Annotated in this window: 14 protein-coding genes and 1 pseudogene; 6 read left to right on the top strand and 9 right to left on the bottom strand. The window is 71.5% G+C overall.

Translation table 11 applies throughout. From position 1 onward, the window contains the following. The first annotated feature begins 692 nt into the window (after positions 1-692). Positions 693-1691 (top strand): aldo/keto reductase family protein, encoded by a 999-nt coding sequence (locus QC283_RS09160; protein WP_279560886.1) that lies wholly within the window; start codon positions 693-695, stop codon positions 1689-1691. Positions 1692-1740: 49 nt separating this feature from the next. Here the strand turns inward: QC283_RS09160 and QC283_RS39550 are convergent. From QC283_RS39550 to QC283_RS09125, 8 genes and pseudogenes are all read right to left on the bottom strand, one after another. Beyond that, positions 1741-1902: pseudogene (locus QC283_RS39550) on the bottom strand (IS630 family transposase); the annotation flags it as partial. Next, positions 1827-2384 (bottom strand): nucleotide triphosphate diphosphatase NUDT15, encoded by a 558-nt coding sequence (locus QC283_RS09155; RefSeq protein WP_279560885.1) that lies wholly within the window; start codon positions 2382-2384, stop codon positions 1827-1829. The gene QC283_RS09155 and the pseudogene QC283_RS39550, both read right to left, overlap by 76 nt. A 42-nt stretch (positions 2385-2426) precedes the next feature. Further along, positions 2427-4472, bottom strand: coding sequence for a CocE/NonD family hydrolase (locus QC283_RS09150; RefSeq protein WP_279560884.1), 2046 nt, complete (start codon positions 4470-4472; stop codon positions 2427-2429). A 12-nt stretch (positions 4473-4484) separates the two neighbouring features. Further along, the gene (locus QC283_RS09145) at positions 4485-5789 is read right to left on the bottom strand and encodes an ATP-grasp domain-containing protein (protein ID WP_279560883.1); all 1305 of its coding nucleotides are present in this window, start codon (positions 5787-5789) and stop codon (positions 4485-4487) included. 174 nt (positions 5790-5963) lie between these two features. Then, a complete protein-coding gene (locus QC283_RS09140; protein WP_279560882.1) occupies positions 5964-7574 on the bottom strand; it encodes a vWA domain-containing protein in 1611 nt (536 codons plus the stop codon). A gap of 29 nt (positions 7575-7603) precedes the next feature. Beyond that, a complete protein-coding gene (locus QC283_RS09135) occupies positions 7604-8821 on the bottom strand; it encodes an AAA family ATPase (protein ID WP_279560881.1) in 1218 nt (405 codons plus the stop codon). A 111-nt stretch (positions 8822-8932) separates the two neighbouring features. Beyond that, positions 8933-9643 (bottom strand): haloacid dehalogenase type II, encoded by a 711-nt coding sequence (locus QC283_RS09130; protein ID WP_279560880.1) that lies wholly within the window; start codon positions 9641-9643, stop codon positions 8933-8935. A 128-nt stretch (positions 9644-9771) separates the two neighbouring features. Next, positions 9772-10581, bottom strand: coding sequence for a TetR/AcrR family transcriptional regulator (locus tag QC283_RS09125; RefSeq protein ID WP_279560879.1), 810 nt, complete (start codon positions 10579-10581; stop codon positions 9772-9774). A gap of 103 nt (positions 10582-10684) precedes the next feature. On the opposite strand from QC283_RS09125, the gene QC283_RS09120 reads away from it, so the two are divergent. Continuing rightward, a complete protein-coding gene (locus tag QC283_RS09120; protein WP_279560878.1) occupies positions 10685-11647 on the top strand; it encodes an ATP-binding cassette domain-containing protein in 963 nt (320 codons plus the stop codon). A 10-nt stretch (positions 11648-11657) separates the two neighbouring features. Beyond that, entirely contained in the window at positions 11658-12386 is a 729-nt protein-coding gene (locus QC283_RS09115; RefSeq protein WP_279561150.1) for an ABC transporter permease, read from the top strand. 45 nt (positions 12387-12431) lie between these two features. On the opposite strand, the gene aztA is transcribed toward QC283_RS09115, so the two are convergent. Next, positions 12432-13172, bottom strand: coding sequence for a zinc ABC transporter ATP-binding protein AztA (gene aztA / locus QC283_RS09110; RefSeq protein ID WP_279560877.1), 741 nt, complete (start codon positions 13170-13172; stop codon positions 12432-12434). 15 nt (positions 13173-13187) lie between these two features. Here aztA and aztB point away from each other — a divergent pair, with 15 nt between their 5' ends. The 3 genes from aztB to aztC are packed head-to-tail and all read left to right on the top strand — an operon-like array spanning position 13188 to position 16290. Next, a complete protein-coding gene (gene aztB, locus QC283_RS09105) occupies positions 13188-14072 on the top strand; it encodes a zinc ABC transporter permease AztB (protein ID WP_279560876.1) in 885 nt (294 codons plus the stop codon). Beyond that, entirely contained in the window at positions 14069-15304 is a 1236-nt protein-coding gene (locus QC283_RS09100; RefSeq protein ID WP_279560875.1) for a PQQ-binding-like beta-propeller repeat protein, read from the top strand. The genes aztB and QC283_RS09100 overlap by 4 nt, the downstream gene beginning before the upstream one ends. Continuing rightward, positions 15301-16290: a zinc ABC transporter substrate-binding protein AztC gene (aztC, locus tag QC283_RS09095; protein ID WP_279560874.1), complete on the top strand. Its 990-nt coding sequence runs from the start codon at positions 15301-15303 to the stop codon at positions 16288-16290. Before QC283_RS09100 ends, aztC begins: the two co-directional genes overlap by 4 nt. Positions 16291-16293: the final 3 nt, after the last annotated feature.

Genomic DNA, 16293 nt, shown 5'->3' with positions numbered 1-16293 from the left:
CTCCGGTCGATACGGGCCAACTGCCGCACAGCAGCCTGGCGGCGGAGCGGCAGAGTGGGGAGGGGGAAGAAGGGGGCGCGCGGACGCGAGTACCGAGGGCGGCCGTGCTGCGCGGTGCGCCGGGAGCTCATGCTCGAGACGGCACACCGTGTCGCCGACGCGGGCCGGCCCGAGGAAGTCGCCGGCCGGGCGATCAAGCACCGCCGGGACCACGTGGGGCCGGCCGCCTGGAGCGGTTCGTGTGCGAGCGGGCGCCGTACTCCGTGCTGGTGCGCGGCATCGAGGCCGACGTCCTGCCACCGCGGCCCGGTACGGCATGGTCGTGATCACCGTGTCCCTGCGGGCCGACCGGCGCACGCTCCGGGCTACCGAGGTCCTCACCCACCTGGCCGAGGACAGGACAACGGGATGACGTCGATCGACACGGTGATCGCCTTCGTACCCGACCCTCCCGCGGTCACCTCGGCGCTCCGCGGCCCGCGCACGCTGGAGCACCTCCGGTCGCAGTTGTCCGCCGCCGACGTGATCCTGGCTCCGCGGGTTCTGGACCGTATCCGACGAGATCGTCACCCCGGGAGCCGTGATCGACCCGGCCGACAGCAACTTCCTCGACCCCGCCCCGCAGCCGGCCGCCCTCCGCCGCCGGCCTGCCGCTCATCCTCCGAAACAACCAACCGACGCAAGGAGCGACCATGCGCTACCGCACACTCGGCAGCTCGGACCTGCGGGTCTCGGAGATCTCCCTGGGCTCCTGGCTCACCTACTCCGGCGGCGTCGAGGCCGACAGAACCCGGGCCTGCACCGAGGCGGCGTTCGACGCGGGCATCAACTTCTTCGACACCGCCAACGTCTACGGACAAGGCGCCGCAGAGACCGCCTGGGGCGAGATCCTCTCCTCCCACCCCCGCGACTCCTACGTCCTGGCCACCAAGGTGTGGGGCCCGATGTCGGACGACCCGGCCGACCGGGGCCTGTCACCGGAGCAGATCGCCAAGCAGATCGACGCTTCCCTCACCCGCCTCAAGACGGACCACGTCGACCTTTACCAGGCCCACCGCTTCGACCCCGCCGTACCGATCGAGGACACCATCGAGGCGTTCCAGAAGGTCGTCGAACAGGGCAAGGCCCGTTACCTCGGCTTCAGCGAATGGACCCCCGAACAGATCCAGGCCGGCATCGACATCGCCGGACCCGACCTGTTCGTCTCCTCCCAGCCGCAGTACTCCATGCTGTGGCAGGCACCGGAGGCCGAGGTCTTCGGCCTGTGCGCCGCCAACGGCATCTCCCAGATCGTCTGGTCCCCGCTCGCCCAGGGCGTCCTCACCGGCAAGTACAAGCCCGGGCAGCCCGTCCCCGAGGGCAGCCGCTTCGCCTCCGCCGACATGGCGGTCTCCCAGGACCTCGTCTACAGCGACGCCACCCTCGAAGCGGTCCAGCGTCTCGCCCCGATCGCCGAACAGGCCGCGCTGAGCATGCCCGTCCTGGCCCTCGCCTGGGTCCTGCGCCGCGGCGAAGTCGCGTCCGCCATCACCGGTGCCTCCCGACCCGAACAGGTACACGGCAACGCCGCCGCCTCCGGTGTGGAACTGCCCGACGACCTGCTGAGTGCCGTCGACCGGGCGCTCGGCGACGCTCCCGTCACCGAACCGACCCTCGCCCCCGCCGCCCAGGCCGGTATCAAGCACCGCTGACTCAGCCGGGCCCGTACCGGTTCGCCCCAGTCGGCGGGGCGCGGCGCGGACGGTGGCACGGCCGGGTCCGGGAGCCGGGCCGTATCGCGATCAGTCCGGCCACCGACAGGCCTCCCGAGCGTCACTCGCCGTCCGTCACGACGGGAGTGCGGCCGCGCCGGCCCCGGGTCCGTCCTCTGGGCCGCCGGCGGGGGAGGCCGGCCTCGTCCTGGCGAGCACCTCGTAGTGACGTACCCCGGCGGCTCCTCGTGGTGCCGCTTCGGGCCACAGGCAGTCCAGGACCGAGGCGGACGGAGGGAAGAGCGCGGAGGGGACCGCCCGGCGGTCGAACCACTCCCAGCGCACGATCTTGTCCGGCTCGGTGACCCGGGGCGTTCCCGTGGCCCGCCGGGTGACGGCGGCGGCCGTCACCCGGGGCAGCCCGCTCAGACCGTCGACGAGGACCGCCATCACCCGGACGTCCGACGCGGACACGACGAGCCCGGTCTCCTCCGCCAGTTCGCGCCCGGCGGCCGTCTCGAAGTCCTCCCCGGTGTCGACCTTGCCACCCGGCAGTTCCCAGCGTCCGTCGTGTCCCAGGCCGAGCAGGATCCGTCCGGCCGGGTCGAGGACGGCGAGGCCCACACCGGTGAGGCTGTGGGAGGCGGGGTGGACGCGTTCCGGGCGCTCGGCGCCCTGTGCGGGAGAGTTCACCCGCCCATTCCACATCCTTGAGGCCCCCGAGAGCCACACCCGCTAGAGCAGGTCGCGGGGCACCGACTCGTTCCAGGTGCGGGAGAACACCCGGCGGTCGTCTTCGTAGCCGTCCAGGGTGGCGTCGACGAAGAAGCTGTTCTCGTCGCAGGTGAGACGTGTGTGCGTGACCACGCGGACGTCCCAGTCAGCGCGCCGGAACTCCATGGTCCAGGTGGACTCGCCGCTGACGGACGTGAAGTCGTCGGCGACGGAGGCGTAGCGCTCGTGGGCACGGCGGCCGACGTCCAGGCCGATCTCCTCGAAGCGGACGGTGCCACGGTCCTTCACGGTCTCCAGCTCGGCGTTGTAGCCGACCAGATCGCGCTTCACGTCCCAGCGTTCCTCCGGGGGCGTCAGCGTGGTGGTGACGAGGGGCGGGGTGCCCTCCGGTTCGCCGAACGGCGTGGCCTGGGTGTCGTCGGCCTTCTCCGGAGGACGGACCGGGAGGGTGAGCGTGCTCGAGCCGTCGTGGACGCCGAGCGTGGCCGGCTTCGGCGGTGGCCAGGCGAGCGGCCAGTAGGACGTGGACAGGGAGAGACGGATGCGGTGGCCGGGCGGAAGGCTCTGCGCCACTCCGTTGAGGTGGACGGTGGCGCGGTAGCGTCGGCCGGGCTCCAGCGGTTCGGGCCGCTCCGCGCTGTGCAGCCTGGTGAGGTTCAGCAGGCCGTAGGTGACCCGGGTGGCGGCGCCGTCCGGGTGGACGTCCGACAGGCGTGCGGCCACCATGGCGACCGGCTGATCGACGGACAGGTCGAGGTCGACGGTCGGCGATCCGAGGATCTCCAGCCGCTCGGTGAGCGGTTCCGTCTCGAAGACGAGTGAGCCGCCGTCCTCCTCCCGCTGGTCGTAGGGCAGGTCCGGTGGCGCGTTGTAGGAGGCCCACTTGCCCGCGAACTGACCGACGGACAGGGGTGACCGCACGGTCAGCGCGGCACCGCCCCCGTCCCCTGCCGTCTCCTCGCGCCGCTCACCGGGAGGCGCGATCCGGTGCCGGGTGAGCGCGTGTGTGGTCGGACGGACGTGCGGTGACGGCCAGCACGGCTCCGCCACCCAGCGCCCCGGCCGTTCCTCGTACGACGTGGACGGCGGGACGCTGTCCTGCATCCACGTCCTCAGCATCGGCTCGTCCATGACGCCGTTGTCGACGCCCTTGAGCCAGTGGTCCCACCAGCGCACCACCTCCTGGAGATAGCCGATGGCGGGGCCGGGCTCGCCGAGGTGCGGGAACTTGTGCGACCAGGGGCCGATGAGCCCCTTGCGGGGCACGTCCAGGTGGGCGAGCAGCCGTGTGACGGCGTTGGAGTAGCCGTCCGCCCAGCCGCTGGACGCCAGCACCGGGCACCGCACGTCCTGGTAGTTCTCGGCGACCGAGGCGTGCCGCCAGTAGTCGTCCAGGCGCTGGTGGCGCAGCCACTCCAAGACCCAGGGCTGGGAGTGCTCCAGGCGTTCGTGCCACATGTCGCGCCAGCTGTCGCCGACGACGGCGGGATCGGGCGGACAGGTGGCGTAGGCGAACATGGTGCCCGCCTCGGCCAGGTTGTCCGACAGCATGGCTCCGCCCATGTAGTGCATGTCGTCCGCGTGCCGGTCGTCGGTGAAGGAGGCGATGACCACGGCCTTCAGGCTCGGCGGCTGCCTGGCCGCCACCTGGAGGGCCGCGAACGCCCCCCAGGACAGGCCCATCATCCCCGTGGTGCCGTCGCACCAGGGCTGGTCGGCGAGCCAGGCCAGCACCTCCTCGGCGTCCCTCTGTTCCACCTCCAGGTACTCGTCCCGCAGCACCCCCTCCGACTCGCCGGTGCCCCGCAGGTCGACGCGGACGCAGGCGTAGCCGTGCCCGGCGATGTAGGGATGGTGGACGGAATCACGTACGGCGGTGAGATCCCGCTTGCGGTACGGGATGTACTCCAGCACCGCGGGCACGGGCTCGTGGTCCGACGACGTGGGGCGCCAGACGCGCGCCGACAGGCGGACGCCGTCGGACATGGGGATGACGACGTGTTCCTCTTCCTTCGTGGTGAAGGGCAGGTGGGTCACATGACGCATGACCGGCGCTCCTTATCCTCGCGCTGCTTCCGCGGGCTCGTCGAAGGTCAGGCCCAGGGCGGCGACGCACTGGTCGTACTTCCCGCGCATGTCCTCCTCGTCGTCGCCGCCGGTGAAGATGTGCGCGAGCTCGTAGCTGTAACTGTCCTGCTGGGACAGGTCGGACAGCCGCTGTCCCCGCTCGGGCAGGACTTCGATCCGTACACCCGGAATCTGGCGTTCGATACGGGCGATGTCCTCGGCGGAGGGGACATGGCGTACGACGCCGTCCGTGAACCACCGGTGGTACCACTTCGCCGCCATCGCGTACGGGCCCTGCCGGTGCGGCATGCGCGGGTCCCGACCGAGGGCGAGGGCGAGCATGCAGTGGTGGTTGGGCACGCCGTCCACGTACTCGAAGAGCTCCGCGTGCGACTGCGAGTGGCGCGGGTTGATCTCCAGCAGGCTGATGTCCTGGTTTCCGGGATCGTAGAAGTACTCGACGCTGAACGTCGCCGAGTCGAAGCCGATCCGGCGCATGACCCGCTCGGTGACGGTGTGCAGCCGGTCGATGACCTGCGGGGGCAGCATGGAGGGGTACTGGTGGCGCAGGAAGCACGGCGAATTGGGGTAGTCGATGGAGTCCAGCGTGCCGTAGACGGTCACTTCGCCCTGGTGGACGTAGCCCTCCACGGCGACCTGGACACCGGACAGAGCCTCTTCGGCGAGACAGACCCGGCCGCCGACGCCGTCCATCTCCGGCGGCAGGTCGACCTGGTCGAGGATGTGCTCGAACGGGCGGCCGATGCGGGAGATGCCCTCGCGTATCTCGGTGACGGCGGCGCCGAACTCCTCCTCGTCGTCCACGCCGAAGGCGAGTTCGGAGGAGTAGGACAACGCGGGCTTGAGCCACATCGGGAACCGCACGCCTTCCGGAGGACGCGGCGGGTCGGCCTCCAGGTCGACCCGGCCGAAGCGCGGATGCCGGTCCGTCACCTTCTGCTGCTCGAGCCTGCTCCAGTACTTGTGCTCGCACTTGACCACCGACGCCAGGCTCGTGGTGCGGGTGCCGTAGCGCGCTCCGAGGATCGGCACCAGGGTGCTGACCGGGAAGTCCCAGTAGCCGACGATCGCGTCGATGCTTCCGTCGAAGGCGTCCAGCACCTGCCGCGCCTTCTCGATCACATCCGGTAGCGAAACCTCGCCGTCCTGTAGCTCCTCGACCGTCAGAAGACCGTGGAAGCGCAGCGAATCCGCGCCCGGCACGGCCTTGAGCGTCGGAAGATTGGTCTCGTCGAGACCCACCACGAAGACGTTCTTCACATGTTCGTCAGACACGACTCTCCTCTCTCCTCCCAAGATCGGCTGGGTACCCGCGCGTGGCTCGGGCAACCACGGACGGGGGCGGGCGCCCGGCAGTTCGGGCAACCCGGCACCGGCGGCGGTGCGTTCGCCGACGGGCCGACGGCACCCGAGCGGGACGGGAAAGTGATGCCGGCGTACGCCTTCTCGTCAGATCACGCGGAAGAGATCGGCGGCGGCGTGGACGTCGGTGAAATCCTCCACCGAGCGCAGGTTGTCGCACAGGGCCTCCAGGACCGAGCCCCCTTCGGCGACGCGCGGGGCGCCGATGGCGACGCCGAAGACCCGGAAGCCCAACAGGCGCTTGGACTCGTTCCAGGCGCGCATCCATTCCTCGGTGACGCCGCAGTCGTCGTCGGTGAGCATCACGATGTCACCGCGGGTACGGGCGGCGTCGTCGAACTCCTCCTCGAGCACGTCGCGCGCCGCTGTCAGCGGCCTCTGGTAGCTGGTGCCGCCGCCGAGGAAGGTCTCCGCGAAGTCGAGGGTCCGCGCGATGCCGGCGGGCCGGTCGGCCGGGAAGCGGAAGACCTGGAGCTTGTCGGCGGCGGAGAACAGGATGCCGACGAAGTCACGCCCCGCGTGGCGGGCCTGGTCCAGCAGCGCCAGCGCGCACGCCTTGGCCCACGCCTCCCGGGTGATTCCGCCGGGCCCCGCCTCGTACATGGAGTGCGAGGTGTCCACGCACGCGATGACGGCGCCCCGGCCGGTGGCCTGTTCGCCCTGGCTGTCGTAGAGCATCAACTCCCCGGCGGCGAAGCGCGCGGCGAACACCGCGCGCAGTTCGGGCACGCCGAGGACCGCCAGTTCGGAGGGGATGACGCGGGAGAGGTCGTCACCGAGCGTGACGCCGATGAGCTCCCCGGTGGCGTTCTCCACCTTGCGGGCGCGCTCACCGTCGGCCATCTGCCGGAAGCGGCCGATCAGTTCGGCCCACTGGGCGAGCCGGCTGGTGCGCAGCCGCTCGGCGAGCCGGGCACGCCGGTCGAACGGCATCCGCTCCAGCTCGCCGGAACCAACGCCCCATGCCCGCATCAGCGCGGCCTCCTCCCGGGCCGATGCGGCAGCCTTCGCCACCGCGTTGCGCGCGGTGCCACGGATGCCGGGGACCGCGACCGCGAGGGCCTGCGCGGCGCCCTGGGCGGCCTGCTGAGCGGCGGCCTCCGCGCTCTCGACCGCCTGCTGTACGGCGTCGGCCGCCGCAGCCGGCACAGTGCCGTCGTCGGCGGCCTCGTCGGCGGCCTGCTGGAGCGCCTCGGACACGGCGGTCGCCGCGTCCTCGACGGCCCGCCGGGCCTGCCCCGCCCGCTCGGCCTGTTCCCGGGCGGCCTCGGAGCCGTCCAGCATCCGGCGCAGCGCGGTGGCCTGGGCCAGTACGGCCATGGCGGCGGCGTAGGGGTCGCCCACCGTCTCACGGTGCAGTTCGGCGAACTCCGCGGACTCCAACAGCGAGGCGACGACCTGGTGGTTGACCAGCCGGGAGGGGTCCATCTCGGAGGGCTCGCGCAACCGCGGCCCCACCTTGTAGGCGGCCAGGAACGCGTCGGCCACGAGGTCGGTGGCGTGGTGGTGGCGCTGGTCGAGTTCTTCGGCCAGTTCGCGCAGTCCGGCCGACTGCTCGTAGGTGTCGCGCCACGCCATCCGGTCGAACCGGTCCGCGACCACGGCCGCGGTGTGGCGTGCGGGAGCGGCGGTCAGGGCCAGCCACGTGCCGGCCCGGCCCGCCAGCTCATCGAGCTTGCCCGGTGTCGTCTCGCTCATGCTCCCGCTCGTCCTCGTCGCGCCGGTGTTCAGAGCTGGGCCCGCACCATGCTCGCGTCCATGCCGAGGGCCTCGGTGAGGACGCGGGCGCGTACGGCGCGCTGGCGGCCGGTGACCCGGTCGATGGCGGCGGTGGAGCGACCCGCGCCCGCCGCCTCCTCGCGCAGTCTCTCCAGCCGCTTGCCCGCCATGGCGAGCTGGTTGTGGGCCTTCTTGATGACCCACTCGCTCAGTGCCTCGCGGGACTGCCCGGCCATCGCGTCGAGCTGTACCTCCAGCTCTTCGATGGTGTCGGCCAGGTCGAGCGCCTCCTTGGCGTCGGGGTTGACGAGTTGCAGCACCTCGCGTTCGACGGTCGGGCGTTCGGCGGGGGAGTTCCACAGCACGTGGGTCAGCACCGACAGGTCGGCCTCCGTGACCGCCGGGCGGTCGTCGAGGTACGCGGACGCCTGGAGCAGGCCCACCGCCTGCCGCCAGCGGCGGTCGGAGGCGACGAGTTCCTTGCGGCGCAGGGCGGCCCGCAGCGTGCACACCGCGTCCACGATCGCGTCGGGGACGTCCACGGCCGGGACGCCTTCGGCGACGGCGTGCCGCAACGCGGCCAGCTCGACCGTGGTCCGCGGCGGCGTGGCCGGGCGGCTGACGGCGGAACGGACCAGCGCGGCGAAGTTCGAGGGGTCCTCCAGGTACTTGACCTCGATCCGCACCAGCAGCCGGTCGTAGATGGCGGCGGTGTCCTCCCCGTTCGGCAGTTCGTTGCTCGCCGTGACGGCGCCGATCAGGGGGCAGCGGATCGGTTCGCCACCGCTCTCGGGGTGGTAGATACGTTCGTTGAGGTAACCCAGCGTCTCGTTCAGCGCCGCCGTCGAGCACTTGAAGATCTCGTCGATGAACGCGACGTGCGCGGTCGTGGCACGGCCGTCGTAGACCTGCCGGTACTCGCCCCGGGCCAGCGCGGCCACGTCGACGGGACCGAACATCCTCGTCGGCGCCGTGAACTTCGACAGGAGGATCTCCCAGTAGGAGGCCCCCTCGATCCGGGCGGTGAGTTCCCGGGCCATCTCGGACTTCGCCGTTCCGGGCGGGCCGAGTACCAGCGAGTGCTGTCCGGCCAGCAGTGTCACCACCAGCGTCCGCACCACGTCGGCCCGCTCGTAGAAACGGTCCGACAGTTCGTCGCTGATGGTCCGCAGTCGCTCGGCCGTGTCCCGCGGGCCCCGCGCCGCCGGTGAGTCCTGTGGCCCCATGGTCAACTCCTCATATCTGGCGCCCGGTCGGGCGGGCGAGCCGCGGAGCGTCTTGCGGATTCGCCCGTTCTTCCGGTCGGCGTTCTGGTTCAGCGGCCACCGAGGATGGTGTCATGGCCGGCGGGCGGGCCGTTGGGCACGGTCGAGCCGGTCGGCCAGGTCGGCCAGGCCGTCGGCGTGGAGGTCGAAGCGGTCCGAGGGAGCGGGCGGGTCGCCGACGGGGCGGGCGACGTAGGCGGTGCGCAGGCCGAGGCCCTGTGCTCCGCGCAGGTCCCAGGCGTGGGCGGCGACCATCAGAAGCCGTTGTGGTGGTAGTCCGGAAACGGTGACGGCCAGTCGGTAGACCCGCGGGTCCGGCTTGTACGTCCGGGCGTCTTCGGCGGACAGGGCCTGATGCCAGCGCAGTCGGGCGTGGGCGTTGATACCCAGCAGCGCCGTCCGGCCGGCGTTGGAGAGACCGATCAGCGGGAACCGTTCGGCGAGCCGGGCGAGCCCTGCCACCGTGTCGGGCCACGGCGGGAGCCTGCGACCGGACAGGGCCAGCGCCGCCAGGGCGGCCGGGTCGTCGATCCCGGCGGCATCGGCGACGAGCCGGGCGCTCTCCAGATCGAGGACGTCGCTGGTGACGTAGGCCCGGGCGCCGGCGAGGACGCGACGTTGCTCGCGGTCGATGTGCTCCCGCCACAGCGACAGCAGCCGCTCGACCCCGGGGCCGTCGAGGGACGGGTCGAGTTCGCGAATGCCGGCGCGGATACCGGCGGGTTCGTCGACGAGCGTGCCGAGCACGTCGAACACGACTGCGTCGATCTCAAGCTCCGGCATGGGAGAGGCTCCTGTACGAAGGGGGCACGCGGCAGTGGCTGTTGGCCGAACACGCCGGGACGTCCGCCGGATTCCCGTCCCGGCTGTCCTCCAGTACGCCCTCCACCGGCCCGGCCCCTGGCGAGGAACTACTCGGCCGTCGCCCCAGCCGGATCACCCTGCGCGGAGTGGGGGACCGGGACGTCGCCCATCGCTGCCAAGTACGCCGCCACCCCGTCCAGCGCACGCTGCAGGCCGAAGGTGAAGTCGTCGAAGTGGTCGACCTCGGCGGCGGCGTCCGCGTCGAGGTCGTCGAAGGCGCCGTCCTCCACGGCCTCGCGCAGCGCCGGAAGCCTGCCGTTCTCGGTCACCCGGCGGAGGAAGTCCTTGTAGCCCGCCAGTCGCCGCTTCGTGCCGTCGGGGTCCCGCAGCAGCATCGCGGTGATGCCGGCCTCGCTGCGGACCTGGCCGCTCACCAGCAGCGTGATCGCGATCTTCTCGCCCTGGCCGAGGCGGGTGCCGGAGAGGATCCGGAGGCTCTGGTCGAGCCAGGCCAGCTGGTTCGGGGTGATGGGCGGTCCACCGCTCGCGGCCACCAGCGGGATCGCCCAGGGGTGGCGGAGCATCGCCTCGCGCATGGAAACGCACCAGTACTCGAGGCCCGCGCGCCATCCGGTGACGCCGTCCGGCAGCGGCGGGGGAGCGCCGACGGCCGAGTCGACCATCAGGGTCACCAGTTCGTCCTTGGTGGCCACATAGCGGTAGAGCGCCATGGTCGAGGCTCCGAGCTCCTTCGCGACCCGGCTCATGGAGACCGCTTCGGCCCCCTCCGCGTCGGCGACCGCGATGGCCGCCGTGATGATCCCGTCGAGTGTCAGCGCGCGCTTCGGGCCCTTCTGGGGGCGGTCACGCAGGCCCCAGGCCGCTTCCACGCTGGCGGGGAATGCGTCGTTCTCCATGGGCCGGAGTGTAGGTCACACACAGTTTCGTGTACGGCATACGCAAAAGCGTGTATGGTCTACGCAGTAGCGTGTATGGCGTACGCAGAGGAGCTCCGCACCCATGACACCGGCCATCGAGGCCCGCGGCCTCACCAAGTCTTACGGGGATGTCGACGTCCTGCGTGGCGTCGGTCTGACCGTCGCCCCGGGGACCGTCTTCGCCCTGCTCGGCCCGAACGGCGCAGGCAAGACCACCACCGTCCGCATCCTCGCCACCCTCCTCGCCGCCGACGCCGGCGATGCCCGGGTGGCCGGGCACGATGTCGTCATCGAGCGAACCCGCGTACGCCGGTCGATCAGCCTGACCGGGCAGTACGCCGCTCTCGACGAGCAGCTCACCGGGGTCGAGAACCTCCGCATGATGGGCCGCCTCGCCCGTCTGGACCGTGCCGCAGCGCGCGCCCGCGCCGAGGAGCTGCTGACTCGCTTCCGGCTCACCGATGCCGCCGGCCGCCGGGTCGCCACGTACTCCGGCGGCATGCGGCGCCGCCTGGACCTCGCCGCCTCGCTCGTCGGCGAGCCGGCCGTGATTTTCCTCGACGAGCCGACCACCGGCCTCGACCCACGCAGCCGGCAGGAGGTGTGGCAGCTGATCGCGGAGCTGGCCGGGTCCGGGGTGACGGTCTTCCTCACCACCCAGTACCTGGAGGAGGCCGACCGGCTCGCGGACCGGATCGCGCTCATCGACAGCGGCCGGATCGTCGCCGAGGGCACGGCTGCCGAGCTGAAGCTGCGGGTGGCCGACGAACTACTGGTCCTGACGCTCGCCGGGCGGGCCGCGTACGAGGAGGCCGACCGGCTCCTCGGCACACTCGTGGTGCGCCGGGAACCCGACGAGCTGCGGCTCGGGGTGGCGACGAGCGGTCGCGCCGAGCACGTCCGCGAGCTCCTCGACGCCGTCGACCCCGAACGCGAACTGGTCGAGCGCTTCGCCGTGCACGGTGCCACCCTCGACGACGTCTTCCTGGCCCTCACCGGCACCGGCACCGGTGTCACGCGGCAGAAGGAGCGGACCGGTGTCTGACGTCCTCACCATGACCGGAAGGTCCGTCCGGCTCAGTGCCCGTACGCCCGACGCGCTGATCAGCGCCCTGGTGATGCCGGTCATGCTGATGCTCGTCTTCGTCTACTTCTTCGGCGGGGCGATCGACACCGGCGGCACGTACGTGCAGTACGTGGTGCCCGGCGTGCTCGTGCTGTGCGCGGGCTTCGGTGCCGGCAACACCGCCATGAGCGTCGCGAACGACATGCACGGCGGGATCATCGACCGCTTCCGCTCCATGGACGTCAGTGGCACGTCCGTCCTGGCCGGACACGTCGCCGCCTCACTCGCCCGCAACATCGCGGCCACCGTCGTCGTCTTCGGCGTGGCCACGGCGATCGGCTTCCGCCCCGCGGCGTCGGCGGCCGGCTGGTTCGCGGCGATCGGCGTGCTCGTCTGTTACATCGTGGCCCTGTCGTGGCTGTCGGCGGCGGTGGGGCTGGTGGCCAGGTCGCCGGAGGCGGCCGGGGGTTTCACCTTCTTCATCGCTTTCCTTCCGTATCCGTCCAGTGGCTTCGTACCGATCGACACCATGCCGTCCTGGCTGCGCGGCTTCGCCGAACACCAGCCGGTGACGCCGGTGATCGAGTCGATGCGCGGTCTTCTGCTCGACCAGCCGGTGGGTGCCGGCGGCTGGCAGGCGCTCGCATGGTGCGCGGCGATCACGGCGGTATCGGTGGCGGCGGCGGGGGCGCTCTTCCGGCGGCGGACGAGCCAGTAGTGCTTCGTCCCGCCAGGTGACCTCGGTGGATCACGCCGTCCACCGTCACGGGCCCCAGATCCGGGCCAGCGCCGACGTGGTGAGCACCCGGCCGGGAGGCCCCTGACCGGCGAGGCGGCCGTCGCGGAGCAGGAGGCAGGCGTCGGCCGAGCGCGCGGCTTCCAGGTCGTGTGTGGCCTGGACGACCGTCACACCGTCGGCGACGAGTGCCGTGAGCAGCGCCGCGATCCGGTCCCTGGCCTCCGGGTCGAGACCCGTGGTCGGCTCGTCCAGCAGCAGCAGGTCGGACTCCTGCGCCAATCCCTGCGCGATCAGGGCGCGTTGACGCTGGCCGCCCGAAAGTTCGCCCAGTTGGCGTGAGGCGAGATCGCCGATGCCCAGCCGGTCGAGCGCGGTGTCCACCGTCGTGTGATCCCGTCGGGTCAGCCGGCGCCAGGGACCGCGTTCCCTCCAGCGTCCCATCTCGATGGCCTGCCGGACGGTGAGCGGCAGAGTGTCGCCGACGGCCCCGCGCTGCGGAACGAACGCGGGCGGCGATCCTTCGTGGTGGCGAACGCTGCCCGATGTCGGCTGGATCACACCGGCCAGAACACCGAGCAGTGTCGACTTGCCGCTGCCGTTCGGGCCGACGAGCGCGGTCGTGGCCAACCGCGGTATCTCGGCGTCGAGTTGGTAGAGCACGGGCCGCCCCGGATAGCCGGCGCACAGCTCGGTGAAGTGGACGCGGGCGGCCCGCTGTCGGGGGGAGGCGGGCGAGGAGGTCGGTTTGTTGAACATGATTTTCATTGTAGTGTCCTCGCCATGGAGTGGTTGACGACCCCGTTCGAAGTGACGTTTGTGCAGCGAGCCCTGTGGGCCGGGATCCTGGTGTCCGCGATCTGCGCGCCGGCCGGGACCTGGGTGGTGCTCAGGGGCATGGCGTTCCTCGGCGACGCCATGTCCCACGGGTTGCTGCCGGGAGTCGCGCTGGCCGCGCTGTTCGGTGGCAACCTGCTGGTGGGCGCGGTGGCGAGCGCGGCCGTGATGACGGCGGGCGTCACGGCGCTCGGACGTATTCCGAGGCTGTCCCAGGACACCGGGATCGGGCTGCTGTTCGTGGGCATGCTGTCGCTCGGCGTCATCATCGTGTCGCGTTCGCAGTCCTTCGCGGTGGACCTGACCGGGTTCCTGTTCGGTGACGTCCTCGCCGTGCGGAAGCAGGACCTGTTCGTGCTGGCCGCGGCGCTGCTGGCGGCACTCGTCGTCTCGGTCCTCGGCCACCGGGCCTTCCTCGCCCTCACGTTCGACTCCCGCAAGGCCCAGACCCTCGGTCTGCGTCCGCGCCTCACCCATGCCGTGCTGCTCGGCCTCCTGGGTCTCGCGATCGTCGCCTCGTTCCACATCGTGGGGACCCTGCTGGTCCTCGGCCTGCTCATCGCCCCTCCGGCGGCGGCCCTGCCGTGGGCGCGCGGCGTCCGCGGGGTGATGCTGCTCGCGGCGCTCCTTGGCGTCACCGCCACGTTCGGCGGGCTGCTGCTGTCCTGGCATCTGGGCACCGCCGCCGGCGCGACCGTCTCGGCCCTCGCGGTGAGCGTGTTCTTCCTCTCCCACCTGGCGTCCGGCCTCCGCCACCGCCGCGCCCCCTCGCCGCAGCCCCTGCTCCCGCCCCTGAAGTCAACTGAAGGAAGTCCGAGGCGATCGTCATGACCGTCCGAAGCAGCGTCACTCCGCGGGCCTCGGCCACACTGCTGCTCACCGCGCTGCTCGCCACGAGCTGCGCGGGGCAGCCGGACAACGACTCCCGCCCGGCGGCGAGTTCCTCGTCCGCCACCCCTCACGGGTACGTCGCGGGAGCCCAGGAAGCCGCCGAGCAGCAATCCCGTCTGCTTCTCAACGACCCCCGCAGCGGGCACACCCGGGTGCTCGACCTCACGACCGGCAAGGTGCACAGGACGACACAGGTACGGGGCGCCGTACGGGTGAGCACGGACGGGCGGTTCGGTTACTTCCACGCGTCCGGTGGCACGCACGTGCTCGACAGCGGCGCCTGGACGGTGGACCACGGGGACCACGTCCACTACTACCGCGCGACCATCCGTGACGTCGGAGACATCCCGGCGGGCCGCGACACGCGTGTGCGCGGCGACATGGCCGTGACCGCGGTGACCGACGGCGACGGCCGGGCCGTTCTCCTCGACCGGAGCGAACTGGAGAAGGGCGAGGTCGTCTCCGCCCGGACGCTGCCGGGCACGTACACCGGCGCTGTCGTGCCGTACGCGGAACACCTCCTGGCGTTCACGAACGAGGACGGCACCACGAAACTCACCGTGCTCGACCGGAAGGGCAAGCGCGTCCACTCGCCGGACACCCGGTGCGACGAGCCGCGCGGCGACGCCGTCACCGGGCGCGGAGTGGTGCTGGGGTGCGCCGACGGAGCCCTGCTGGTCCGCGAGGAGGGCGGCGCCTTCACCGCCCAGAAGATCCCCTACGACGACGGCGTTCCGGCGGCGGAACGGGCCACCGCCTTCCGGCAGCGGCCCGGCAGCGACACCCTCACCGCGTCGGCCGGGAACAACGCAGTGTGGGTCCTGGACGCGACCGAGCGGACCTGGACCCGGGTGGAGACCGGTCCCGTCGTCGCCGCCAACACCGCCGGAGAAGGATCCGTGCTGCTCGTTCTGGAGACCGACGGGGCACTGCACGGCTACGACATCGCCACCGGGAAGCAGATCGCCCGGACCAAGCGGCTCCTGACCGGAGCACAGCGGGCCGGCACGACCGAGAGCGGACCGGTGATCGAGGTCGACCGCAGCCGCGCCTACGTCAACGACCCCGACGGCAAGAAGGTGTTCGAGATCGACTACAACGACGGCCTGCGCATCGCGCGCTCCTTCGACCTGGACATCGAGCCCGTCCTCATGGCGGAGACCGGCCGATGAGCCGAAACGCGGCGAAGAAGCGTGTGAGAGTACGCGTGGCACGGCTGCGCAGCCTGCTCATGGGACTGGTCGCCCTCGGCACCGTCGTCGCCGCCACCGCCTGCACCACCGGCGACGACCGGCCCGACATCGTGGTCACGACCAACATCCTCGGCGACATCACCCGGGAGGTCGTCGGCGACGAAGCCGACGTCACCGTCCTGATGAAGCCCAACGCCGACCCGCACTCCTTCGGCCTGTCGGCCGTGCAGGCCGCCGAACTGGAACGCGCCGACCTCGTGGTCTACAACGGCCTCGGCCTGGAGGAGAACGTGCTGCGGCACGTGGCAGCCGCCCATGAGTCCGGCGTCGCCACCTTCGAGGCGGGACGGGCGGTCGACCCGCTCACCTTCCGGGCGGGCGACGACGGAGGCCCCGAGGACGGGGAAGGACAGCCCGACCCGCACTTCTGGACCGATCCCGACCGGGTGCGCAAGGCCACCGGCCTGATCGCCGCCCAAGTGATCGAGCACGTCGACGGCGTGGACGGGGACACGGTACGCGCCAACGCCGGCCGGTACGAGAAGGAGTTGGCGGACCTCACCACCTGGATGGAGAAGTCCTTCGACCGCGTCCCGGAGGACGAACGCGCTCTGGTGACCAATCACCATGTGTTCGGCTACCTCGCCGACCGCTTCGGCTTCCGGGTGATCGGCGCAGTCGTTCCCAGCGGCACCACACTGGCCTCACCCAGCTCCTCCGACCTGCGCTCACTCACCCGGGCGATGGACGAGGCCGGCGTTCGCACCGTGTTCGCCGACTCCTCCCAGCCCAAGCGGCTGGCGGAGGTCCTGCGGACGGAACTGGACGGCCGGGTCGAGGTCGTCGAGCTGTACTCGGAGTCCCTGACCGCGCCGGGCGAGGGCGCCGACACCTACCTGCGGATGATGCGCGCCAACACCACCGCCATGACCGACGGCCTGACCGCCGGCCCGACCGGCGACTGACAC

The sequence above is a fragment of the Streptomyces sp. DH41 genome (assembly GCF_029813785.1).
In the GTDB taxonomy this organism is placed as follows: domain Bacteria; phylum Actinomycetota; class Actinomycetes; order Streptomycetales; family Streptomycetaceae; genus Streptomyces.
Note: the sequence above shows the minus strand (reverse complement) of the source record. Positions and strands in the feature narration are given on the sequence as shown.